Genomic DNA, 23,998 nt, shown 5'->3' on the forward strand with positions numbered 1-23,998 from the left:
CTTTCATCCCTCATAATTTATCCTTCATCCTTCTAATACAGGTTTATCGGGCTGGTTGGCGATGGAATCGCGGCAAGTTGACCACAGGCGGCGGCGATTTCTACCCCGCGCTCCACTCGCACGGTGCACGAAATGCCTGCTGCTTGCACAACTCGTTGAAAAGCCGTAACCCGCTCACGATGCGAACGCGTCAAGGGCGTTCCAGGGATAGGATTCCACGGAATTAAATTGACATGGCAGAGCATGCCCTTAACCAAATTGGCAAGTTGGGCTGCAAGTTCAGGCGTATCGTTTTTATCGTCGAGTAGCACATATTCAAATGAAACTCGCCGATGGGTTTTATCGGTGTAATAACGAATCGAATCCATCAAATCGCTGATATCAAAGCGATCGTTGACGGGCATAAGTTCGCTGCGCAATTGATCGTTGGGAGCATGCAACGAAACCGCCAAATTGACCTGCAAGGCTTCATCGGCCAATTGGCGAATGCCTTTGACCAAGCCCACGGTCGAAACGGTCATGTTGCGAGCGCCAAGATTAAAGCCCTGTTTATCGTTGAGCCGTTCGACCGCCGCCCACCAACGCTCGTAGTTGGCAAATGGTTCGCCCATGCCCATAAACACCAAGTTGGTGATATGGTCGGGCACTGGCCCGCCATGGCGTTTGGCAATCGCAGCGCCTTCATTGCGCAGATAGCGCTCGAAATATAGCACCTGCTCCATAATCTCGCCGCTGGAGATATTGCGCAACAAGCCTAATTTGCCAGTTGCACAAAAGACGCAGCCCATGGCACAACCCGCTTGGGTCGAAACACAAATCGTCGCCCGATCTGGCGGGTAGATCATCAGCACGGTTTCAATCACCGCATTGCCTGGACAACGCCAAAGCACTTTGCGGGTTAAGCCATCATCGGTGGTTTGTTCGCGCACCAACTCAAGGTTGCCAATTTGCAAATTTGCTGCCAATTGCTCACGTAGCGCGGCGGGCAAATCGGTCATGGCGGCAAAATCGTTAGCTAATTTTTTATATAAATGGGCATAAATTTGCCGCGCCCGAAAGGCTGGTTGGCCTAATTCGGTTAATTGCGCGGTCAAGCCCTTCAAATCAAGATCGTAAATATTCATGAGTTCCTCGTTTGTTACGCCCCATGATACCATCTTTCTTTATCGTGGGGATCGTCGTTGATCCACGGCACGAAGAACGAAACCACGAAGGACGCGAAGGCACGAAGGGTAAGTTTTTAGCCACAGATTCCACAGATTGTTTTGATTATGCTGCTCAACCTAATCCGCTTTCTGTTTTCCCATTGCATTTTCTGCCCCCTGAACCCTAGCCCCTAATTGTAATGGTTCATTGAGTTAACAACCAGTAGTCGTTCCCTCACCCCTAGCCCCCTCTCCCACTGCGGCGGGCGAGGGGAGCACGCCCAGAAGGGGGTTAGGGCATATTGGCCTTTGTTAATCCAATAAACCCTAACCTCTATGTTCTTTGCTCTTTGCTCTATGTTCTTATTTTCATCCCTCATCCCTCATCCTTCATCCTTTCCCCCGCTATATCGTATAATAGCGCTACGCCTAATTTAACAATATTTCCCCATCTTGAAGCCTACGGCAGCCTGCTGGATGGAGCTTTCTTGGGCATGGCCAGCATTTGCCGGGCGTGCATTGTTGGCTTGATTCAAAGGAGTTGACCTGTGGCACGCAGCAATTCGCGGCTTGACGCTGGCTTGGCAGGCTATTTTCGCTTTGCCGAACGTGGAACTAACCTTCGGACTGAAATTCTGGCGGGCGTAACCACCTTTTTCGTGATGGCCTACATTATTTTTGTTAATCCCTCGATTTTATCAAGTGGGCCGTTGGCTGAGGCTGGACCACCCTTCAACGCAACGCTCACCGCTACTTGTTTGGTTTCGGCCTTGATGTGTATCGCGATGGGCTTATTTACCAATTATCCTTTTGCCTTGGCTCCAGGCTTGGGCTTGAATGCAGTCGTCGCCTTTCAATTAATTCTGACCATGGGGTTGCCATGGCAGGCAGCGATGGGCGTGATCGTGCTCGAAGGGGTTTTGATCACACTCTTGGTGCTAACGGGCTTTCGCCAAGCGGTGATGCATGCGATTCCGCTTTCGCAAAAACGGGCGATTAGCGTGGGCATTGGCTTGTTCATTCTGTTCATTGGGTTGAATAACGCTGGGATTGTGCAACGCGGCACGGGCACGCCTATGGCCTTGGGCAATTTCACCACCTTTTCAATCTTGCTAACCGTGGTTGGCTTATTTTTGACCTTGATTTTGATGGCGCGTAAGGTCAAAGCCGCCTTGCTGATTGGCATTCTGGCCACAACCGTGATTGGGGTGGTAAGCCATTACGCCTTTGGTGCAGATGCCAGTGCTCAGACAGGCGTGCAAGGCGCATTCCCCACCGAACTAGCTAGCCCAAGCTTCGAAACCATTGGCCAAGGCCTTAATTTCGATGTGTTTAAATTAGCTGGGGTGCTTTCAGCAGTCTTGGTGATTTTCTCGCTGATGCTCTCGGATTTCTTCGACACAATGGGCACGATTATCGGCGTGGGCGAACAGGCAGGTTTTGTCAAAGCCGATGGCGATTTGCCCAATTCCAATCGGGTGTTGATGGTCGATTCAGTTGCGGCGATTGCTGGCGGCGTATTCGGCACATCATCGGTCACCACCTACATCGAAAGTGCGGCGGGCGTTGGCGAAGGCGGGCGCACAGGCCTAACCGCCGTGGTTACTGGAATTTTGTTCCTGCTAAGCATTCTGATCGCGCCATTTGCTGGGGTTGTGCCAAGCGAAGCGACCGCGCCAGCCTTGATTATCGTGGGCTTTTTGATGTCCGGCGGCATTCGCGAAATTGATTTTGGCGAGCTTGAAGAGGGATTTCCCGCCTTGCTGACCATGACGATTATGCCATTCAGCTATAGCATTACCAATGGCATTGGCGCTGGCTTTATCAGCTATGTGGTACTGAAATTGGCCTTGGGCAAGGCCAAGCAAGTGCATCCGTTATTGTGGTTCGTTGCCGTAGCCTTCTTGGTTTACTTTCTATTGCCGTTGATCGAGGCGAAGATTTAGCCTTACCTCACCCCTAAATTTCGCTAAGACAGATAAGTTGAAAGCCTCGGCTTTATATTTCAAAATCGAGGCTTTCGGTAAATTATTTAGTTAATATATATGTTTTTACTCTTCTAATTTCATACATCAATATATTCACATTTTTTGTAAAAACAATAAAATCATTTTCTTCATAAATAAATTTATCTAGATTTATTCCTTTATTTTTAATTGTTGTATGAAAATGCATTATGCTATTTCTAAAATTCCTTAATATATCTTTATTAGTAATTCTCATTTTTATCTTATCATTTTTTGAGATTTCATCAATTAATTCTCCTATACGATGCTTCTCAAAATCCATACCTCTTAAGTCTTTGATATTGTTTATTCTAAGTATTTTCCTCAGAGATGTCTCATATAAAAGAATTATCGAATAAATATAAACCTTAATTTTATCATTATTGTAATCAGAGAAATGAATAATACCGCAAAATTCACCATAGTTATAAACAAATAGAACTTTATTCTGTTTGAACTTACTAAGAGCTTGCTCACTAAACGCGTCTAAATTTACATCGATTTTTAAGGAATCATCAAGGGTTATTTCTTCAAAGAAGCCTTTTTCACTCCTACAATACGCCTTATTATTAGGATCTTCAAGAGAAGGTAAATATTCAATATTTCGGTTTTTACAAAATTTTACACATTCATCTTCCATCGCTGGATCATAGAAAATTACTTCGTCGGCGGGAGTCATAATGTCGGCGATACGAACGCGCTCAATCATAGAACCTCCACATTGTTAATCATCACAGCTAGTATAAGCTTCATCCTTAATCATTTATATCGGTCGCAAGCCCTATTTAGCTCAAATAACATAAAAAAGCCCCTCTCCCAACAATTGGGAGAGGGGTTGGGGTGAGGGATCTTAGCCTGCTGCGTTGACCGTGGCTTTGTCGCCAGTTTCAATCAGATAGACGCTGCCTTTGTGGGCTTTGGCCCGCTTTTTCACATCGGCGGCCAAATCGCCAAATTCGGCAAAGTGGGTAATCTGGTGGTTGAGGCTCGAAACCACGCCAATCGAGATGCTGACAAACGGAAATTGCTTGGGATTGCCCTCGCGGTCGTTTTGGCGAATAAAACCGCGTTGGCGCGATTCGATGTCGTAATACAAAGGCGCAAGCTGATCAAACTCACGAATAATCGATTCGCAGATTGCTGCAACGTTGTCGGGATGGGCTAGAAACACAAAATCGTCGCCGCCGATGTGGCCGACAAAATCGCCAGCCGCTCCCGAACGCTCCACCGCACCAGTGATAATTCGCGCAGTTTGGTGGATAATCGCATCGCCTTTGAGAAAGCCATATTGATCATTGTAGGCTTTGAAGTGGTCGAGGTCGCAGTAGCCCACCACAAACGGCTGTTTGCGATCTAAGCGAGCGGCAATCGCCCGTTCAATCGCCCGATTGCCTGGCAGCATCGTCGATGGGTTGGCGTTGCCTTCGACTTCGCGGCGGCGCAACGAGGCACTGATTCGCGCTAGCAATTCGTTCCAATCAAAGGGCTTGGTAATATAATCGTCTGCGCCAAGTTGAAAGCCGCGTACTTTTTCTTCGGGCTTGCCCAGCGCCGAAACCAGCATCAACGGCGTGGTCGCGGTTTGGGTGCGTTCGCGCAACTGGCGCAACACCGTCCAGCCATCAATATCGGGCAACATCAAATCGAGCATAATCAAATCGAAGGGCTGGCGCATAGCTAAGCGCAAGCCTTCCTCGCCGCTGGTCGTGACCGTGATCGAATAACCAGCGTTCGATAAGCCTTGACTGACCACTTGCTGAATCTCTTGATCATCTTCGATTACCAAAAGCTCGGCGATGGTTTTTTTGCGGCTTTTGATCACCAACTCGCTAACCATGATTGGCAAACGATCCAAGGCCTCGTCTTTGCGAATAATTTGCAGGCGTGGGTCAAGCTCTAGTTTTTCGGTTTGCTTGGCCTCTAAACCAGTGTAAATAATAATTGGAATATGCTTGGTTTCAGGGTCTTCGCCCAGCACAAAAGCCACTTGCTCGCCATTCAGGTGGGGCAACATCAGGTCGAGAATAATCGCCACTGGTTGATAAGCCCGCGCCAAATCCAAGCCAGCCATGCCATCGGGAGCGGTTACCACGTTATAGCCCGATTGAGTTAAACGTGCGGAAACCACTGCGCGATAGGTTTGCGAATCTTCGATCAGCAAGACACATGGTTTGCTGGTGTCGATATCAGGTGGATATTTGGGCAAAGCCAAATTGGGCTGTTCGGTGGGCGTTTGGGTTGGCTGCTGTGGGCGCTGCGCCAGCACCTCATCGGGAATAATCACCTGAATGCCAGTTGGATGATCAAACATATATTCTTGCAGCACATCAATCGCACTACCCAAGCGGGTTGCCGAGCGATTGAGCAAGCCCATTACCTCAGCAATTTGGGCCGAGTTGGCATTACTTTCAGCTAAATAACGCTCAAGCAACGCCAACCCCGCGTTTAACGTGGTCAGGGGTGTTGCAAAGCGGTGAACAAAACGAGAACGGCGTTCGTAGCTATCCATACAGGTATCTCCAGATGCCTCGCGCTTAGGGACGTTGTCGCTCAACCGAGCCGGAAGGGCGATCGCCTTGGTCTTCCATCAGCGCCAACTGACGGGCCACTTCTTCCACCGCCACCCGTTGTTTTCGATAAAAATCCGATTCGCTCATCGCGAGCTTATCTATAATCTCACGTATCCGTAAGCCTTTGAGAAAGCGTAATTCTAAAATATTGTAAATCATCCATTCGGGAGCCGTTGGATCAAGTTGATCTTCAGGCCGAATGTTTTCGATTGCTTGGCGTAACACGCCTTGCAAAGCCCGCGTTGGGCTGCCACCCTGGGTATCAAGCAATTGGCGCACTGTGCGCAAATCGAGCAAAGGGCTATCGCTCAGTTTTGGACCGCCCCAATAATGTGAAAGTGCATCCTTGACCAACTGTGGAAACTCAGGATGCAAGGCCACATCAGCCAGCGCATCGGCCATTTCGGTGGCGGGCGTTTCAATTTCACTGGTTAATTGTAACAGCGAAGCGCTTTGGGGGGCTAGCCCACGCAACGAGCTAAATAGATTTTGCTGCAATTGCATATGGGTCAGCGCCAATTCCATCTGATGCGCCAAGGTTGCAATTAACTGGCGAGTGGGGACGGTCAGTTGTTCTGGCCGACAACCAATCCCAATTGCACCCAATAATTCCTGCTGGCTATTGTACAGTGGTAGCAAACAAAAGCCATCGCGAATGCTAAAATCCTCAACTTCGGGAATGCGATCGTTACTGAAGGCCATGTGCGGCAGATTTTGCAATAGCTCGTTGATATCATGAACATTCAAAAATTGCTTGATGGTGCGGCGCGGGCCACACGATGCTTGAACGGTAAAATGCTCTTCATTAGGAGCCAGCACAAAGCCTGATTCAACCCGCAACGAGCCACAAACTGCCACCAAGGTATTTTCGAGCAATTGGCGTAAATCTTGGCGGGTGAAAGCTCGCTCCTCGAAGCGGCGCATCCAACGCACTTCGTCACTATCTTGGCGATAAATCAAGGTATCAACGGTTGGTCGAATTCGCCCAATAAAAATTGGCATCATCACCGTCATCAACATTACCCCAAAAATCGTGATCGTTGCGCGGGGCAAGCCGGTGGCGGCACTGATTGGTTCAACCAATTGCAAACAAATAATCAAGGCTACGCCAACGAATGGCCCATATAATACATAACGTAAGAAATTATACTTAACCAAACGATCTGGCACAATCACCCCATGGAAAGCCACGCTATAGGTCATGAGGGTCATCATCACTCCCACGCCGGTGGTGCTTGCGCCTAGTAGCATCAACGAAAGCCAGGATGGCACGCCCTTAGTATTGGCGGCGATAATCAAATAGGGAAATACACCCAGAAACGGAGCTAAAAAAGAAGTACTTAAATACCATAAGCGTCGCCGATTGGCCGGAGTAATCGAGCGCCGATGGGCTTGGCGAATGCACCAAACCCCAAGCAAACACACGGTGACGAAATAGCTAATAAAGAACCAAAACAATGGTCCTTTGCCAAAGCCAACATAGGGCTGACTTGGCACATCAATCACCAAAATATTACTCGTCAGCGCGACTAGCCAAAAGCCAACGCTAAATGTATAGAATAAGGGCAAGAGCACGCGCGTCCACATACGTGGATCACCTGTGCTGCGCAGCAGAGATTCGGCAAAATGGTAATAGGCCGCAGGCACAAGGCTAATACCTGCCCATTGAATGCGCCAAAGCACATGGCGAGTAGCTTCGGTTTGCGCCTGACGTTGGAGAATTGCGCCCCCAAGCACAATCATCAACCCCACAATCAACAAACAAAACGAACGCGCTACCCCATTGCGCCAATTGTGCAGCGCAATATAGGCAAATAACGAAAACCCCACGACCACAATTGCTGCCAGCGTTAGGTCATTGGCTGCAAGCAAAAAATTAGTCCACGAAAACGCCGCCACCATACCTAAAGTTCCTAGCGATTGAGAATGTAGTTTGCGAATGTGGCCGCAGCAGTGCCGCCACCTGAATTATAGCATGGCGCGTCTAGGCGATTCTAAAGGGCTAATTTGAGCGCCGCCAACCATGCTACAATCCCCGCCACCAAACCTACGCCTAAAAGGATGTTTCGGTTGCGGGTTGAGGTGGGCGCATTTGATTGCATTACGCTAAAACAGCCAAAGCTCATGCCGCCGCCCAGTAGCATCAAACCTGCCCATAGATCGCCAAAAATCGTTAATAACAGCCCAGCCAAACCCAAAATTGCCGCCAAAATTAACAATACTTTCGAGCCAACCAATTGGCCTGGTACGCCGTTGGGGTTATCATAGGGTGTGAGTGGCATAATCTTGCTCCTACCATGCAACAAGCACGGGGTAAGCCGTGCCTGCTGCGCGATTAATTAAGTTGATTCTGCATTAAGCTTGCCAAGCAATCCGCAGTTGATTGTGTTCGTCGTAAGAATAATGAGCGAAAAATGGCGGATCATGCGGTTGCATGCTCAGCACTTTGGGCAACAGAATCGCCAAATCATCAACGAGATCGCTGGTTGGTAATTGCACAGCTGAGTGCCATTCTAATGCTCCTTCGACGCTTGACACGATGTTTTGGTTGCTGGCCTCGGCAGTCCACACCGCCATCACAATCCCAACTTCAGCGCCGCTATCAATATGCACAATTCCAGCCAAACGCGGTTGTGCCACCGTCAAGCCCGTTTCTTCGTGGACTTCACGCAGGGTTGCGCTGAGAAAATCCTCGTGGCGTTCGATATGGCCGCCCACACCATTTAAGCGGTTGGGCCAAACACGTTTGGTCGGCGCACCACGTAACAGCAACACTTGGCGTTCGGCTCCGCTGCCAAAGGTCACAAAACAGAGCGTTCGTGGAATCGTCTGCCAACGATGCAGATTGTTATTAATGCCTTGATCTTCGCGCCCCATAGTGTTTGCCTACCTCGGTAATGCCCCAGTGCCACGCACTTTGGCCAAGCCCATCACGGCTTCTGCTAAATTCGCATCGAGTTTATAGGCTTTTTCGTAGGCTTGCAAGGCATCGTTGTTTTTCTTGAGATCAAGGAAGGCTTGGCCTTTGCCGCACCACGATTGGGCATCGCGTGGGTTGACCTTCAAGGCTTGATCGAAATAATACAAGGCCTGCTTGGCTTGGTTTAATTCGAGCGAGGCATAGCCCATGCTGCGCCAGGTAATCGGATCGTTCGGGTCGAGCTTGGAAGCGTATTCGTAGGCTTGAAAGGCCTCTTTAGGCAAGGCCAAAGCGCTATAGACCCGACCACGGCCCAGCCAAGCCCGCCGCTCTTTTTTATCCAAATTTAAGGCTGCATCATAATCTTCCAAGGCTTCGCGCAATTGATACAGATATTCGTGCGATTCACCTGCAAGCCAGTGCAAACGAACTTCTTCATCGCGGCTTGGGTTCAAGGTCAAGGCATGTTCATAGCTTTTGAGCGCATCGTTATAGGCCAACAAAGCCACTTGGCTCATACCCAAATTGAGCCAATAGGTTGCACGGCTGCTTTCAAGCTCGGTGGCTTGGCGAAAACACTTGACCGCCGCACTGTATTCGTGCAACGACATATGCACAATCCCCTTGGCATTCAAATCGGCGGCTTGGGTTTCAAGGCTAATTGAAACGGTTGGCCGGGCCAATTCTTCGCCAAGGTGATATTTGCGCAGCCATTGCAAATCGTGTTCTAGCTCATCGAACGATTGATAGCGATCGTTGGCTTTTTTGGCCAAACAGCGCAAAATCACATGATCACAGCCGCGCCGAAGGTCTGGCCGTACTTCTGAAGGCGTTGGCGGTGGTACGTTACAATGCAGATGCGTTAATTCAGCAACGGTTGGGGCTTTGAACGGCAAATCACCGATCATCATCTCATACAGCATTACGCCCATTGCATAAATATCGCTGGTTGTGCCCAACGGTGTGCCTGGTGCCCGTTGTTCTGGCGACATGTAGGGCTGCGAACCGCCAAACAAATCGCTGGCGTGGGTCACAATTTTCGATTCGTTGTGCTGCGAATCGTGGCCCCAACGGACTTTGGTGGAAACACTTGCTCCTTGCGCCAAGCCAAAATCGGTGACTTTAGCGATGCCTTCGGGTGTAACCATTACATTATCGGGCTTGAGATCGCGGTGAATCAAATTACAGCGATCGTAGGCATATTGCATGCCCCAACAAATTTGGATGGCAAAATCGACAATGTGCTTGAAACGCAAGCGACCGCGGCGCATCATCTCGCGCAGCGAAACCCCTGGCACAAACTCCATGACGATATGCGGACGGCCAGCGATGGTCACAATTCTGGTTGCTTCAACAATATTTGGGTGCGAACCAAGCCGCATCCAAACTTCGGCCTCACGGGTAAAATTAGCAATTGCGCTATCGACCCATGTGAATTTGGCTTGAAACGTTTTCATCGCCACGGTTTGCTCCGAACGCAAATCGCGGGCGATGTAGACTAAGCCCATAAATCCTTTGCGCACATTGCGCACCAAATAGCGTTGGTCGATAATATCGCCAACTTTAAACTCAACGCCCTTTAAATTATCGGCATCATCAGAGCGCGAGAGGAGCTTATCGAGAATGGCCACTGCTCACCTCATTGATTGTGATTGGATTGATGGTCGCCGACTGAGGGTGAACGTTGATCACGGAGAATCGCTGCTGGCTGATTGCTCAAGGCATCAAGCACGCGCTCACGATGTTTTGGCAGAAAATGCTCGGTTGGTAGTTGTTCGGGCGCAAACCACTGATGTTCCGATGATTCCTCAGTTATTTGCAACTCGCCGCCAAGCACATGACATTCGAAGGTTAGCACTACCTCATGCTTTTGGGGCTTGGAATAGACCCCAACCAGCCGAGTTACCGCAACTTCTAGGCCTGTTTCTTCGCGCACCTCACGAATAATGCCTTCGCTGACACTTTCGTGGGCTTCAACACCGCCACCTGGCAAATTCCACCAGCCGCTCTCAGCCCGTCGTGAAAGCAACACTGCGCCATTGGAACTAAAAATAATGGCAAATGCCGCAACCCGATGGCTCGGTGGATGGATCTTGGTCATCGTTGACGCTCCTAAAAACGAATAATGAATAATAGTCGTCGCAGACCAAAGCAATATAAAACCCAATGTTATAAACATTGGCTTAACACTATCATAACGTGGTGATCAAGAGGGGCAATTTAGGCCTTTGGTTGTTGATCCAAACTTTTGGCTAATAACATGCCTTGTAGTAGGATGGTTGCATCGGCGGCACGGCGTTGGCGGCTCAATGCTTGAATCGATTCTAACAAGGCGGCGTTAGCATCATTTTGTGCTTGTACGATCGGCACAACAAAATCACGGGTGGCCAAGCGTAGCAGGCCATTGCGAATCGCCCCTAACCAACGTTGCCGTGCTGGAATCGGCGCTGGTTCGACCTTCACTTTAGCACGAAGTTGGCGTTCAATCCATTGTAATTCGGTTTCGCCACCATCAGCAGTCTCATCGGGAAAAATATCCAGTTCGCTGATGACTGGCTGGGATTCATGGTTTAAAAAGGCTGATTGATAGGCCAAGTAGGCAATTTTCAGGGCTTGAATCTCGTCGTCGCTGGCACAAGCCCGAATATGACCCATCTCGGCAGGCAGCCATGTACGCATCAGCCAGGTATTGTTGAAGTATTTAAAAAGGTAGCGTAGCCGATTAAAATGGTACAGTTGCAAATAAACGGCGCTACGATGGCCCACGCTAGAGCCTTCGATATGGGTTGCGACTGCGCGGGGCGTGTATAGCACATCAAGGCTGGCACGCCGTAGGCGAGTGCAAAAATCAACTTCTTCGTAATAGGCCGGGTAAAATTGCTCATCAAGGCCATCGAGCACATCCCAAGTGCTCCGCCGACAAGCAAAGGCCGCCCCAGTCACATAGTCGACTGTTTCAAGTGCGTTGTATTGGCCATGATCATGCTCGCCAACCCCACGATGATGGCCCAAACCCCATGGCAAGCGCAAAACTCCGCCGGCATGTTGAATGGTCGTGCCATCGCGATATAGCAATTTGCCGCCAACCGCACCAACGCTCGGCCAACGCTCCAACGGCGCGACCAGCTGCTCAAGCCAATCGGGCTGCACAATCAAATCGGGGTTGGCCAACACAATATATTCAGCGGAGGTTAATCGAGCGCCTTGATTGCAACCACCTGCAAAGCCCAAATTGGCTCCGGTTTGCACAAAGCGCACTTGAGGAAATTGATTTTTGACGATTTTGGCCGTTGCATCACGCGAGGCATTGTCAACTACCACCAATTCGCTGGGCGCAGGATCAAGCGCCAACAACGAGCTGAGACAATCGCCAATATAGCGAGCGTGGTTGTAGGTTACAACAATAATTGCAGCATCAATCGTCACAGAAGCAACCTCATCGCTTTGAATCCGTTGGTAGCAAACTGGTTTGCCAGGTTTGCACAGCGCCAGCCGCTCGCAGTTGTTGTTGAATATGGCTAGCGCGTTCAGCCGGAACCAGTGCTAGCATAATTCCGCCCCAGCCAGCCCCCGACATTTTGGCTCCCCACGCCCCAGCCGCCAAGGCTGTTTGCACCAAATAATCAAGTTTTTCGGCGGAAACGCCCAGGGTTTGCAATAATTGATGATTTTGGCTCAGCAATTGGCCAAATAGTTCGGCATCATTGCCAGCCAAAGCCGTTTGAATCTGGCGTACCAAGTTGCCAACTGCCACAAATTGGCGATTATAAAGCTCTGGCTCGGCCAACCAGCGCTGGCGTAAGTCGCCGACAACGGCTTTGGTTTCGCTAGCAATGCCGCTATCGGCCACCACAAAATGCCATTGATTGCCAACTGCTAACGGCGCAATCAGTGGTTCACCTTGCGTTTGGCGTTGAAACAAAATTGGTTGTTCGTAAGCTACAACGGTGTTATCAATGCCTGAGGGAGTGCCATGAAAAGCTTTTTCGCTCTGATAAACCAGATCTGAAATAACTTGGGCCGAAAGTTGTTGGCCTGCCTGTTCAGCCAATGCACGGACTAAAGCTGCGCCAACCGCTGCCCCGCTGCCCATCCCGCTCGCAATCGGAATACTAGAACTAATGGTCAAGCGCAAATCTGGTTCTGGCAATTGCAAATAATCTAAGGTACGCTGAGCCAAATCGCTCAACGGTGCAGTGGCCCGCAAACGCCAAACCAAGCCTAAATCTGGCGCATGCACGGTCATACCCGCGCCGCGTGGGGCTGGTTCGGCGGCGACGCTAGCACGTAAGGCGGCAATCGGCATCGCCAAAGCTGGTTGGCCATAGACCACGGCATGTTCGCCAGCTAAAATAAGTTTTCCAGGCGCACTATTCATTGCATGTATTATAGATCGAATATCTTAATATGCTGTGTGGCCTGACCAAAATGATCAGACCACAGCAAACTACAACCGCTTTAATCCCAGAGCAAATAACGCCCAGTTTGATAGATCATGCCCACTGCGGTCAACACAACTGCTGCATACCACGGAATATCGAGCAGCATCATACCAACCACCAACACCACGAACAAAATCGAATAGCCAATAATCCAATTCCGCATCCGCTTGGACATAACCATAACTCCTACACACACCAATGCTTGCTTTAACCCAAATCTGTGCAAGCAACAGATCCACGTTTGTGGGCACGAATGTGGCGCATAGTACTCACAACTGGCGCAGAAAGCAAACGCGGGCTTGCTGCGGCCCAGCATGATCAAGCACAACTGGCACACCCTCGGCCTCGCCATCGCCCAACTCTAGCCCAAAACCCATCCTTCGATGAAACGCGATTGAACGTTGATTGACAGGTGCAGTGATTGCGCGAACTGTACGACATTGTTGGCTAATGGCCAGTGTAAAGAATTTTTCATACAGTTGTTGGGCTAAACCGGTGCGGCGTAGTTCGGGTGCAACCCCAACCATATGAATATAGGCCTCAGCTTTGGTTTGATCGATCAGGCCAATCAAAAATCCAACGAGTTTGCCATCTTGCTCAATCACAAAACTGCTAGCACTAAAATAATGGCACATCCAACGCTGCAACAAGCTGCTTAGCGGGCGCTCCCACCAGTCGTCAATCACCGCTTGAATTGGCAAGAAATCGGCTTCGGTCATGGCTCGCATGCTTATTCCTTTCGTTACAAAAAACGCAGGCTACCGTGATGGTAACCTGCGTTGCAACCAGAAACAAGCTAGCGATTATGCAACATCAGCTTCGGGCTTGCCATGTTTATCGGCGAAGCCAAAACGAGTTTTGACGCTTTCGATCAAACTATAGACGACTGGCACGACCAACAAGGTCAAGAAGGTTGAGGTAAACAAGCCCCCAATCACCGCAATCCCAAGGTCTGCGCCAATGAATCCACCTTCTTTGAGGCCAAGCGCCAATGGCAACAAGGCAACCATCGTGGCGATGGCGGTCATCAAAATTGGGCGGAGCCGCACGCGAGCTGCTTGAACCAACGATTCGTAGACTGGCTTGCCAGCTTCACGATATTGTTCAACCAACTCAATCAACACAATTGCATTGGTAACCACAATCCCGATCAGCAGCAAGACCCCAATCATCGTGGTGATGCCAAGTGGCTTGCCAGTGATGAACAACGAAGTCAAGACCCCAATAATTGCCAATGGCAACGAGAAGAGGATGATCAACGGATTCATCAACGAGCCAAACGAGAGCACCATCACCAAATACACCAAGATAACTGCCACGCCCAAGGCGAGGAACATATCATTAAAGGTGTCAGTTTGTGATTGAGCTTGCGCCCCTGCTTGGATGATCACGCCTTCGGGCAAGCCAATGTTATCGCGAATTTCAGCCTCAACCGCAGCTTGGGTCGAGAAGGTATCATCGCTGGTAAATTGGCCAGAGATCGAGGTGGCGCGGTCGCCATTAATCCGCACGATGCTGCTAGCGCCTGGTACTTCGCTAATCGTAGCAACTGATGACAGAGGCACAGTGTTGAACAAACCAACTTCCAAGGCGCTCAATTTCTCAGCATCCAAGGCTGTAGGATCAACCTGAACATAAATATCCAAAGGCTTGTCAGTGCCAGCCAATTGGACTGTGCCAGCATTCTCGCCAGTTAACAAAGCGCGAATTTGCAAGGCAATTTGGGCCGTGCTCGTGCCGCTGCCGATCGCTTTCTTAGGATCAACCGCAACTTCAAGCTCAGGCTTGACTTCGGCCAAACCACTCTTGACATTGGCAATATCGAAGCGATCGCTGGCATTATTACCACCAATGGCGGCCATAATTTTATCGTTGGCTTCGCGCAGTTTGGTAATATCCGAGCTAACCAAAGTGATATCTAGGCCGGCATTGCCAGGGCCGCCACCTTGCGAAATAACCTCGGCAGCCACTGAATCTAAGCCTGCAACGCCTTTGATTTGGGCTTCAAGCTCTTTGGCAAAGGCAGTTGGGTCGGTCACATTGTCGTTGTTGATCGTCAGGCTAAAGCGAGCACTATTGGGAGCGCTAGCACCACCCGATTGATCACGAGCGGCGTTGGCCCCACCAGCACTCCCAATCACTGTTTGAATATCGCGCACCTTGCCAGCATCGCGTTGCGGCAACAACAATTTTTCAATTTCGTCGGCTTTAGCAACCGTGCTATCAAGGTCGGTTCCAGCAGGCGTAAAGACCTGAATTGAAATCAACTTTTCGCTGCTATCGGGCAAGAAGGTGAATTTCAAGAAGTTGACGAAACCAAAGCTACCCAGCAAGAGCGCGAATGCAATTACCAACGTCCAAGCGCGATTGCGCAAAGCCCACAACAAGGCTGGCGTGTAGGCGCGTTGCATCCAGGTATTTTCTGGCTCTTCTTTGGTTTGGCGAATAAACAGGAACGCCAAGAGTGGCACAATCGTGATTGCCACAATCAACGAAGCCAACAACGCATAAGTTACGGTCAAAGCGAAGGGCAAGAAGAACTTCGAGACGATCCCGCCGACCAAGCCCAAGGGCAAGAACACACAGACGGTGGTCAAGGTCGATGAGGTAATTGCGCCAGCAACTTCTTTGGTGCCTTCGATCACGGCTTCGCGGCGATTTGCGCCTTTATTCAAATAGCGATAGATGTTTTCTAAAACCACAATCGAGTCATCGACCACCCGCCCGACCGCGACGGTCAGACCGCCCAAGGTCATCACGTTGAGCGAGAAGCCTTGCAAACGCATCAGAATCAAGGCCACCATAATCGAAAGTGGAATTGAAACAGCGGTAACCAAGGTGGTGCGCAACGAACGCAAGAACAAGAAGATAACCACAACTGCCACGACTGCGCCGATCGCGCCTTCAGTCAACACAGCACTTACGGCTTGGTTGATTGGCGTGGCTTGTTCGCTGACGATCTGAATCTTCAAATCGCCATTGTTGAATTTGGCAAATTCGGCTTCAACAGCCTCGACGATTTCGACCGTGTTGCCAGTCGTATCTTTGGAAATTTCTAAGCCCAAGCTGGCTTGACCGTTGGTGCGAGTAACCGTGCTGCTCCCAACTGCGCCAACTTTAACCGTGGCAACATCCTTCAAGCGAATCAATAATTCATCGGGAAGGCTAAAGCCTGCACTCACCTCATCACTATTGAGGCGTTGAGCAATCGCATCTTGGCTTTCCTTAGGCAAGAGGGCAATTACGTCTTCGGTGAATACGGATAAGTATTCAGCTGGAATGATCGCGATTTTATCAGGTGTAAGTTGCTCAGGTGAAGTAATGTCAAAAGCGGCAAATGCCGCTGGCAAACCACCTGTATTGGTAGTTGGCGCTGGTGCTGAGGCCAAAGCTGTGGCCAAGGCGGTTTGGCTAGCTTCAGGTAAAGCCAACGCCAAGTTAACTGGGAATTGCGCCAAGACTGCTGCTGGAATTTGGCCAATCACTGCTGGGGTAATTTGATCTGGCGAGCTAATGTTCAAGGCAACTAAGTCGGCTGGAACTTCGGCTTCAGGGTAGAGTTGAGCCAAAGCAGCTTGGCTTTCGTCGCTCAATGCCAAGGCCAAAGGCAGGTTGAATACTTGGCTTACACCAGCAGCAGGAATTTGGCTAATCACTGCAGGCGTAATTTGATCGGGGCTGGTAATACCTCTTGTTTGTAATACAGCCGGAATCAAACTGGTAGTAACTGGTGCAGTTGTTGTTGGTGGGGTTGTCGTGGTAACTGCAGTCGTCCCACCAAGCAATTGATCGTATTTTTTACAGACTTCAGGTTTTTCTTTGGAAGCGCCACCAGCGAGGGCTGCCAAGCCGCCACCACTGCTTGCACCACCCAAGCCGCCGCCACCGCCGCCACCGAGGCTACCCAAATCGAAACAGCGAATCCCAACCACAACATTTTCAATTTCGTTGGTTGAGCTATATTTATGGGTAATCCGCAACGGCAACGAACGGCCTTCGTCGGTCACGCTGCCCACAGGGAAGACGATGTTGTTGGCTTGCAAGAATTGCACAACTTGGGCTTGGGTCAAATTTTCGGTTTTCAGTTTATCAGGGTCGATCGTCACCAAGACTTTTTCTTGCTGGCCGCCAGTGACCGCCACATTGTTCACGCCAGGAATTGCCGACAGCGCTGGAATCAATTCGCCATCGACTCGGGCCTGAACATTGCTCAAGTTCTCGCCGCTAACACTAGCAACCACAATTGGCAACGAATTGAAATCGAAGGTACCAATTGTGGGTTTTTGAGCATTCTCAGGTAAGGCCAACGAGCTAATTTTCTCTTGAACCTCAACTTTGGCATCTTTGGGGTCAACATCAACATCAAAGGTCAAAATTGTAAAAGCAAAGCTTTCCGATGAGGTTGATTGAACTGCTTGAACGCCCGACAAGCCATTAACGGCCTTTTCGATCACCGATGTCACTTCGCTATCCATGGTTTCAGAAGAAGCCCCCGGATAGATCGTGGTGATGCTGACGATGGGGAATGAAATATCCGGGAAGAGTTCCCGTTTCAGCCCTGCTGAAGCAACCAGCCCCGCAATGATCAAGACCACGGAGATCATGATCGTAATTGGCGAGCGCTTAAGCGATTGACGTGTAAACCACAACACTAGGTGGCTCCTTTCGGCACGAAAATGTTTGACGGCAAGATTATTTGTCGCTACGATTATATATGTCGAGAATATTTCGGCACGCGAACTATTATAGGATTTGTGAATTTCGTGTCAAGAGACCAAACGCCCCAAAACGGCTTGGTACTTCTGTTTTTCACAATTGTTCACAACGAGGAAACTTTATGGAAGATGAACATCGTAGTTCACTACTGAGCTCAATCTCCGATATGATTCGTCAATTGACATGGCTTTCGCATCGTCAAAGCAGCCAAACCATGGAACGCTTGGGCTTGACCCTTTCGCAGGCAATTTTGCTAATTGCGCTCGATGCCCACCAAGGCCGCGCCACGATGAGCGATCTTGGCCGCATTACTCAGCACGCTCCCGCCACCTTGACCGGAATTGTCGATCGTTTGATCGCCAACGATTTAGTCGCTCGTGAGCGCGACGAACAAGATCGGCGAGTGGTGTTCGTAGAGCTTACGGATGCTGGACGCAAAAAGATTGAAGCAATTAATGCTGAACGTTATCGTGATATGTCGCAGTTGATGGAGCAATTCAATAATCAAGAACTAGAATTACTCTCCAGCATTGTCGAGCGTTTTGTGCACGAACTTGCTCGTTTGGATGCAGCCAACTACCATGGCTCACGCTAATTGTGTTGCCATGGAAGGATTCAAGCCATGCCAAGTTTGCGTGAACTGTTGGATGTTGCGACCGAAGCGGCTTATTTAGGTGGTCGTCGAACCCTGGCCTATTTTGGAGCCGATGTTCAAGTTGAAACTAAAGGCGATGCCACTCCCGTCACCCGTGCCGATCGTGAGGCCGAAACGATTATTCGCGACTATATTGGGCGCTATTTTCCAAGCCATACGATTATTGGCGAGGAGCATGGCGAACAAAAGGGCGATGCCGATTATCGCTGGATTATCGACCCAATTGATGGCACCAAAACCTTTATTCATGGTGTGCCGTTTTATGGCGTGCTGATTGGGCTAGAAGTTAAGGGCGAGGCCAGCGTTGGTGCAGTCTATTTGCCAGCTTTCGATGAAATGTTGGCGGCTGCCAATGGCTTAGGCTGTAGCTGGAATGGCCGCTCGGCTCAGGTTAGCAAAGTTGATAATCTGGCTGAGGCTACCCTGTTGACCACCTCGGTCACTTCGGCAATGAAACGCTCTGATGCCTACGAAACGCTTGTAAGCAAAACCAAACTCCAACGAACATGGGGCGATTGCTACGGCTATGTGTTGGTGGCAACTGGCCGGGCCGAAATTATGCTTGATCCAGCCATGAACCCGTGGGATTGTGCGCCGATGCTACCAATTTTGCGCGAGGCTGGCGGCCATTTCAGCACATGGGCGGGCGAGGCAACAATTTGGGGCGCTGATGGAATGGCGACCAATGCCGCCCTGCATCAAGAAGTGCTAGCGATTTTAGCCGCTGAGCAACGCAAAATCTAGCCACATTTTAGGGCTGGCTTGCGTAGACGTGTATCATAGTTAAAAGCCTTTAATTGAGATCATCCTATGCAATGTCCTGCTTGTGGCGCGGCCACCACCAATGCTCATCAGCGTACCTGTGATCAATGCAGCGCACCACTACCCCAACTGTTGGTAGCTGGTGCGTTGATGATGAACCAATATCGGGTGATTCAGCCGTTGCGCGAGGGCGGCACTGGCCAAATCTACTTAGCCGAAGATACCCGCACATTTGACCGTAAGTGTATTTTGAAGCGCACGCTCTTGCAGGGCGGCAATGAATCGCGACAGCGGTTTGCGACTGAGGCCGAATTATTAACCCGCCTGCGCCACCCCCAAATTCCTCAAGTTTTTGCTTATTTTGAGGAAGCAGGGGTTGCCACAATTGTGATGGAATATGTAGCGGGGCGTGATTTGGAGCATGGTCTAAGCCATCGGCTAGTTGATGGTACGTTTATGGCGGGCAAGCCACGCCCGCTTGAGCAAGTGCTACGCGACGCGATTGTGATCTGCAAAATTTTAGAATACTTGCATGCCCTCAAGCCTGCGATCGTTCATGGCGATATCAAGCCCGCCAATTTAATTCGCGATCGTGATAGCAACGAGCTGTTTTTGGTCGATTTTGGGGCTGCGGCGACCAGTGGTGTGGGCCAAACCTATGGCACGCCTGGCTATGCTGCGCCTGAGCAATATCGCAATCAGCGCTATCCGGCGAGCGATATTTATAACTTGGCCGCGACGATTTATCATCTATTGACCGATGATAATCCCTGTGAACACCCGCTACAATTCCCCAAACTCACCAGCCTTTCGTCGCGGCTGCAACAAGTGCTTAGTCGGGCGCTGCATGAGGATTTAAATCAACGGCCAAATGCGACAATTTTCCGTGATCTGCTCGAAGAAACGCTTGAGCCAACCTTAGTCCAGCCATTCAAATTTCCTAGTGGCGTAACTCCATACACTGGTTACGACCTTGCTCAGGCAATTCAAGCCGATTGGGGCTATGGCTTGCATGCCTTAGTCAATGGCGATCTGAATACATGGCTGCGTCAGCATCAACAAACCGAATTAGCCATAAAAACGCATCGAATGTTGGTGCAAAACGAACGCCCAGAGCGGGTGCTCGATTTTTTGGTTGGCAGCTTAGCACCGAATTTGTTGATGGCGGAAGTCAAATTTGAATATAATACCGTGATGCTACCACTTGATGGCATGAGCGCCACGCCATTAACCGTTACTGTTCGCAATCGCGCTGCGCATATCAAGGCGATTGATGCCCCAGGTTGGTTGCAGGTAGGGCCACCAGAATTATACGTTGTGCCTGAACAACCCCAACAATTTCAACTTGGGATTGATCTTGATCGCAACCCACGGCCTGGTCAAACAGCCAGCGTTAGCTTTGAAATTCGCACAGGCCATGAAAAACCGCAACGGCGCAAACTAAAAATCCAACTAGCCCAAGGCTACCTTCCAAAGCCCGATACCGGCGATGTCTGGCCATTGATTGCGGCGCTAGGCGGTAGTTCAGGCATGCTAAGCATTATGTTGGCAGTGGCGTATCATCCCAACAACAGCTTGTTAATTGAAGCAGCAATTGGTTCGTTAGTTGGCGTTATTTGGACACTGATGTTTAGCGAGTACAAAACAGATGTCGTGCTGCATATGTTGTTAAGTATTGGCGGGGCATTACTGGCTGGCAGTATTTATGCGATCTACATTCTTGGTGCGTTTAATCCATTTACGCTAACGGCCTTTTTCTATGCCTTGGGTGGGAGTTTGATTTGTAATGCGGTCTATCACTACTTTTTCAAACACTTCTAAAACGCCAAATCCAGCCAACGAATTGGCTGGATTTGAGTCGATTTGGTGGAGATGGCGGGAATCGAACCCGCGTCCAAAAAGTTAAACCGCAAGCATCTACAAGCGTAGTCTATTGATTAAATCTTATCGGAGCACCACCCGATAGACAAAGCGGGCCACGACCAGCCTGTTAATCTTAGCCCCTAGCCCACAGACATAACTAGGGGAGCGACCCGACTAAGTGTCGCCGCTACAAGCCCATCGGGCTGAGGCTAGTAGAGACGTGTTGCCTTAATTAGGCAGCAAGCGCTACAGGAGCGCGGAAAGTGTTTTTGCCAGTTAATGGCGTTGCCGATTTAACGAGGCTCAGCGTCTCGGCTTGCCACTTACGATTGGCCCTCCCTGTCGAAACCAAGCATCCCCAGGTGTTAGGCCTCTGCGTTCGAGGTCCTTGCATTATAGCATACTCAACCCACATGTTCATAAGACTTTTGTTGGAATTGTGATGGTTAGGGATCAGGGACTAGGGGTCAGGGGCTAGAGAATCGCAATCAAGCAGGAATGTTTTTGGATGGCGAGAATCATAAGACGAACAATTACAAAAAGCACTAATGGATGGGCTAGGAGTCAGCAGTGAGGGATGAATCCAAGCCCTGCTAAGACTTTTGATGGAATCTTTAAATGTCCTTGCTGGCCTTGATTAGAGCAAACTCAAAGCTTTTAGGGCTTTGGGAACAAACAAAGCTATTGATCCGTCTGATGGCTACTTAGATACAAGCCTGCGAGGCCCAAAAAGCTTTATGGTATGATGCGTCTCAATTACTCAATGAGGATTCCGGTTATGACAATAGTAGATGCTCCTCCTCCTAATACGGCGCGGGTTTTGCTTGATGGCGATTTGTTGGTCAACAAAACCAAGGTTCCAGTGCTAATCTCCGCAGGTAATCATCGGTTGGTGGTTTTACAATCGCAAGCGCTCTACGATATCAAGGTTGGCGACAGTGGACTGTTGGTCAGCGAAGCTCGCGGCCAGCAAGAAGTGCTGATCAGTGATATCGATCGCTTGGCCATGGTTGTACGCTATGAGTTATCGTCGCCACCAGCCAACGACGATGATTTTGAATTACCATCGCCTGAATAAAGTTGGCGCACGCTGGTATAGGGCGGCTCAATCAATTCATCGGCAATAATTTGGCGTGGGCATGCCCGCCAATTGTGCTGATAATCGCTGGGCAACAGTGGCCGCAGCCATTGCGGATACAACTCGGCTAAATCGCTATCCAAGGCTAGCCAATCGGCATAAATCGTTGGTTCCTCGCGAGAGCGCACCTCAACCATGGGATCTTGCAAGTGCGCTCGGTAGTAAAATACAATTTCGTGTTTGGGCTTGGGCTTTTTGCGCCCCGCCATAAACATGCCTTCAGCAACATACACCAGCCGCTCGATTTGAATGGCTACCCCAAACTCCTCAACAAACTCGCGTACCAAACATTGTTCGGTCGTCTCACCTACTTCGAGGTGACCACCAGGTAGGGCGCAATAGCTGATGCCTTGCTGCTCAGAGCGATGCACCAACACCTGTTGATCACGCACAATAATCGCTGCCACCCGCACAAAAAACTTCATCGAATACCCTTCCAGCGCGAAAGCACTAATCGTTGCCCAACACACAAAGGGGATAGCCAGCATTTGCCAGCCTATGCTATCCTGAGGTTAATCATACCTATTAATGAGTGTAGTTTATGGCTGATTTACGTCCTGCAATCCTCGGCGGCACGCCTTTGGCAACGTCGCCAATTCGCTTAGTTCGTCCAGTTTTACCAGAGTTTGCCACCCTAGCCGCCGATGTTGAGCAAACTTTAATCAGCGGCATGGTCACTAAGGGTCACCATTTAGCGGCGTTTGAACAAGCAGTCGCCGCCCATCTAGGTGTGGCGCATGCGATTGCGGTCTCAAGCTGCACTACCGGTTTGGCCTTAGTGTATCGCTCTTTGGGCTTAAACGGGCCAGTTATTGTACCTAGTTTTACCTTTATGGCTACCGTCAGCGCCTTGATTTGGGCTGGCGCAACCCCACGCTTTGTGGAAATTGACCCCACGACCACCAATATCGATGTGAATGCAGTGCGGGCAGCACTCACGCCCGAAGTGCAGGCGATTGTGGCCGTGCACAATTTTGGCAATCCAGCAGCAATCGCTGAACTCGAAGCAATCGCCGCTGATGCTGGAATTCCCTTGATTTTCGATGCAGCCCATGGCTTTGGGGCGCAATACGATGGGCGGCCTGTTGGCGGATTTGGCACTGCCGAATGTTTCAGTCTTAGCCCAACCAAGCTCTTGATTGCTGGCGAAGGCGGAATCGTCGCCACCAACAACGATGAGTTAGCCCACAAAATTCGTACAGGCCGCGAATATGGCAACGATGGCAAGTATGGCAGCGATTGGGCTGGCTTGAATGCTCGCATGGCCGAATATAACGCGATTATGGGGCGCTACAGCCTTGAGCAATTAGAGCAAGCCGCCCGCCAACGCAGCCAATATGCCGCGCTCTACTGGGCGGCCTTGTTTGCCATGCCTGGGGTTGATTTTCAAAAAGTGCGCCCAAACGATCGTTGCTCTTACAAAGATTATTCAATCACGATCGAAGCCAGCGAATTTGGCATCAGTCGCGATCTGCTGGGCAAAGCTTTGGCGGCTGAGGGCATTGATAGTCGTGCCTATTATGATCCGCCAGTTCATCGCCATGCTGCCTATGCCCAATTTGCACCCACCGAGGGCAGTTTGCCCAAAACCGACTGGTTAGCACGATCGAGCTTGAGCTTGCCAATTCACTCGGAAATGGAGTTCAGCACAATCGAAACTGTTTGCGCAGCGATCAAACGGATTCAGCTGTTTGGTGAGGAAATCATAGCAAAACAATAACCTGCTTCGTTTAACGCAGAGGCGCAGAGGTTATTGTAGTTCCAATTGAAAACTCTGCGTC

Annotated in this window: 20 protein-coding genes and 1 other RNA gene; 6 read left to right on the plus strand and 15 right to left on the minus strand. The window is 50.0% G+C overall.

The features are described from left to right. Positions 1-32: 32 nt before the first annotated feature. Positions 33-1,124, minus strand: a complete 1,092-nt coding sequence (gene rlmN / locus LCH85_24525; protein ID MCA0355172.1) for a 23S rRNA (adenine(2503)-C(2))-methyltransferase RlmN — start codon at positions 1,122-1,124, stop codon at positions 33-35. A 569-nt stretch (positions 1,125-1,693) separates the two neighbouring features. Between rlmN and LCH85_24530 the strand changes: the two genes are divergently transcribed. Next, positions 1,694-3,091, plus strand: coding sequence for an NCS2 family permease (locus tag LCH85_24530; protein MCA0355173.1), 1,398 nt, complete (start codon positions 1,694-1,696; stop codon positions 3,089-3,091). A gap of 82 nt (positions 3,092-3,173) precedes the next feature. On the opposite strand, the gene LCH85_24535 is transcribed toward LCH85_24530, so the two are convergent. The 12 genes from LCH85_24535 to LCH85_24590 all read right to left on the minus strand — a co-directional run bounded on the left by LCH85_24535 (position 3,174) and on the right by LCH85_24590 (position 17,735). Continuing rightward, on the minus strand, positions 3,174-3,860 hold the full coding sequence (locus LCH85_24535; GenBank protein MCA0355174.1) for a hypothetical protein: 687 nt from the start codon (positions 3,858-3,860) through the stop codon (positions 3,174-3,176). A gap of 141 nt (positions 3,861-4,001) precedes the next feature. Beyond that, positions 4,002-5,660, minus strand: coding sequence for a response regulator (locus tag LCH85_24540; protein MCA0355175.1), 1,659 nt, complete (start codon positions 5,658-5,660; stop codon positions 4,002-4,004). Between the two features lie 25 nt (positions 5,661-5,685). Continuing rightward, positions 5,686-7,623: a hypothetical protein gene (locus LCH85_24545; protein MCA0355176.1), complete on the minus strand. Its 1,938-nt coding sequence runs from the start codon at positions 7,621-7,623 to the stop codon at positions 5,686-5,688. A gap of 92 nt (positions 7,624-7,715) precedes the next feature. Next, positions 7,716-8,003, minus strand: a complete 288-nt coding sequence (locus LCH85_24550; GenBank protein ID MCA0355177.1) for a hypothetical protein — start codon at positions 8,001-8,003, stop codon at positions 7,716-7,718. A 73-nt stretch (positions 8,004-8,076) separates the two neighbouring features. Continuing rightward, on the minus strand, positions 8,077-8,598 hold the full coding sequence (locus LCH85_24555; protein MCA0355178.1) for an NUDIX domain-containing protein: 522 nt from the start codon (positions 8,596-8,598) through the stop codon (positions 8,077-8,079). A 9-nt stretch (positions 8,599-8,607) separates the two neighbouring features. Next, the gene (locus LCH85_24560; GenBank protein MCA0355179.1) at positions 8,608-10,272 is read right to left on the minus strand and encodes a serine/threonine-protein kinase; all 1,665 of its coding nucleotides are present in this window, start codon (positions 10,270-10,272) and stop codon (positions 8,608-8,610) included. Positions 10,273-10,280: 8 nt separating this feature from the next. Next, on the minus strand, positions 10,281-10,742 hold the full coding sequence (locus LCH85_24565; GenBank protein ID MCA0355180.1) for an NUDIX domain-containing protein: 462 nt from the start codon (positions 10,740-10,742) through the stop codon (positions 10,281-10,283). 119 nt (positions 10,743-10,861) lie between these two features. After that, entirely contained in the window at positions 10,862-12,067 is a 1,206-nt protein-coding gene (locus tag LCH85_24570; GenBank protein MCA0355181.1) for a glycosyltransferase family 2 protein, read from the minus strand. A gap of 10 nt (positions 12,068-12,077) precedes the next feature. Next, positions 12,078-13,019, minus strand: a complete 942-nt coding sequence (gene mvk / locus LCH85_24575; protein ID MCA0355182.1) for a mevalonate kinase — start codon at positions 13,017-13,019, stop codon at positions 12,078-12,080. 80 nt (positions 13,020-13,099) lie between these two features. After that, positions 13,100-13,258, minus strand: coding sequence for a hypothetical protein (locus LCH85_24580; GenBank protein MCA0355183.1), 159 nt, complete (start codon positions 13,256-13,258; stop codon positions 13,100-13,102). A gap of 94 nt (positions 13,259-13,352) precedes the next feature. Then, entirely contained in the window at positions 13,353-13,811 is a 459-nt protein-coding gene (locus tag LCH85_24585) for a GNAT family N-acetyltransferase (protein ID MCA0355184.1), read from the minus strand. Positions 13,812-13,886: 75 nt separating this feature from the next. Further along, the gene (locus tag LCH85_24590; GenBank protein ID MCA0355185.1) at positions 13,887-17,735 is read right to left on the minus strand and encodes an efflux RND transporter permease subunit; all 3,849 of its coding nucleotides are present in this window, start codon (positions 17,733-17,735) and stop codon (positions 13,887-13,889) included. Between the two features lie 185 nt (positions 17,736-17,920). Here LCH85_24590 and LCH85_24595 point away from each other — a divergent pair, with 185 nt between their 5' ends. From LCH85_24595 to LCH85_24605, 3 genes are all read left to right on the plus strand, one after another. Further along, positions 17,921-18,394: a MarR family transcriptional regulator gene (locus LCH85_24595; protein MCA0355186.1), complete on the plus strand. Its 474-nt coding sequence runs from the start codon at positions 17,921-17,923 to the stop codon at positions 18,392-18,394. A gap of 27 nt (positions 18,395-18,421) precedes the next feature. Then, positions 18,422-19,198: a histidinol-phosphatase gene (gene hisN / locus LCH85_24600; protein ID MCA0355187.1), complete on the plus strand. Its 777-nt coding sequence runs from the start codon at positions 18,422-18,424 to the stop codon at positions 19,196-19,198. Positions 19,199-19,264: 66 nt separating this feature from the next. Beyond that, on the plus strand, positions 19,265-21,037 hold the full coding sequence (locus LCH85_24605; protein MCA0355188.1) for a serine/threonine protein kinase: 1,773 nt from the start codon (positions 19,265-19,267) through the stop codon (positions 21,035-21,037). 43 nt (positions 21,038-21,080) lie between these two features. Here the strand turns inward: LCH85_24605 and ssrA are convergent. Continuing rightward, positions 21,081-21,439, minus strand: a transfer-messenger RNA (tmRNA) gene (gene ssrA, locus LCH85_24610). Between the two features lie 418 nt (positions 21,440-21,857). Here ssrA and LCH85_24615 point away from each other — a divergent pair. Further along, positions 21,858-22,157: a hypothetical protein gene (locus LCH85_24615; protein MCA0355189.1), complete on the plus strand. Its 300-nt coding sequence runs from the start codon at positions 21,858-21,860 to the stop codon at positions 22,155-22,157. Here the strand turns inward: LCH85_24615 and LCH85_24620 are convergent. After that, positions 22,097-22,642, minus strand: a complete 546-nt coding sequence (locus LCH85_24620) for an NUDIX domain-containing protein (protein MCA0355190.1) — start codon at positions 22,640-22,642, stop codon at positions 22,097-22,099. The two genes, LCH85_24615 and LCH85_24620, sit on opposite strands and share 61 nt — an antisense overlap. A 116-nt stretch (positions 22,643-22,758) precedes the next feature. Here LCH85_24620 and LCH85_24625 point away from each other — a divergent pair, with 116 nt between their 5' ends. After that, on the plus strand, positions 22,759-23,937 hold the full coding sequence (locus tag LCH85_24625; GenBank protein MCA0355191.1) for a DegT/DnrJ/EryC1/StrS family aminotransferase: 1,179 nt from the start codon (positions 22,759-22,761) through the stop codon (positions 23,935-23,937). The last annotated feature ends 61 nt before the right edge of the window (positions 23,938-23,998 follow it).

The sequence above is a fragment of the Chloroflexota bacterium genome (assembly GCA_020161265.1).
In the GTDB taxonomy this organism is placed as follows: Bacteria; Chloroflexota; Chloroflexia; order Chloroflexales; family Herpetosiphonaceae; genus Herpetosiphon.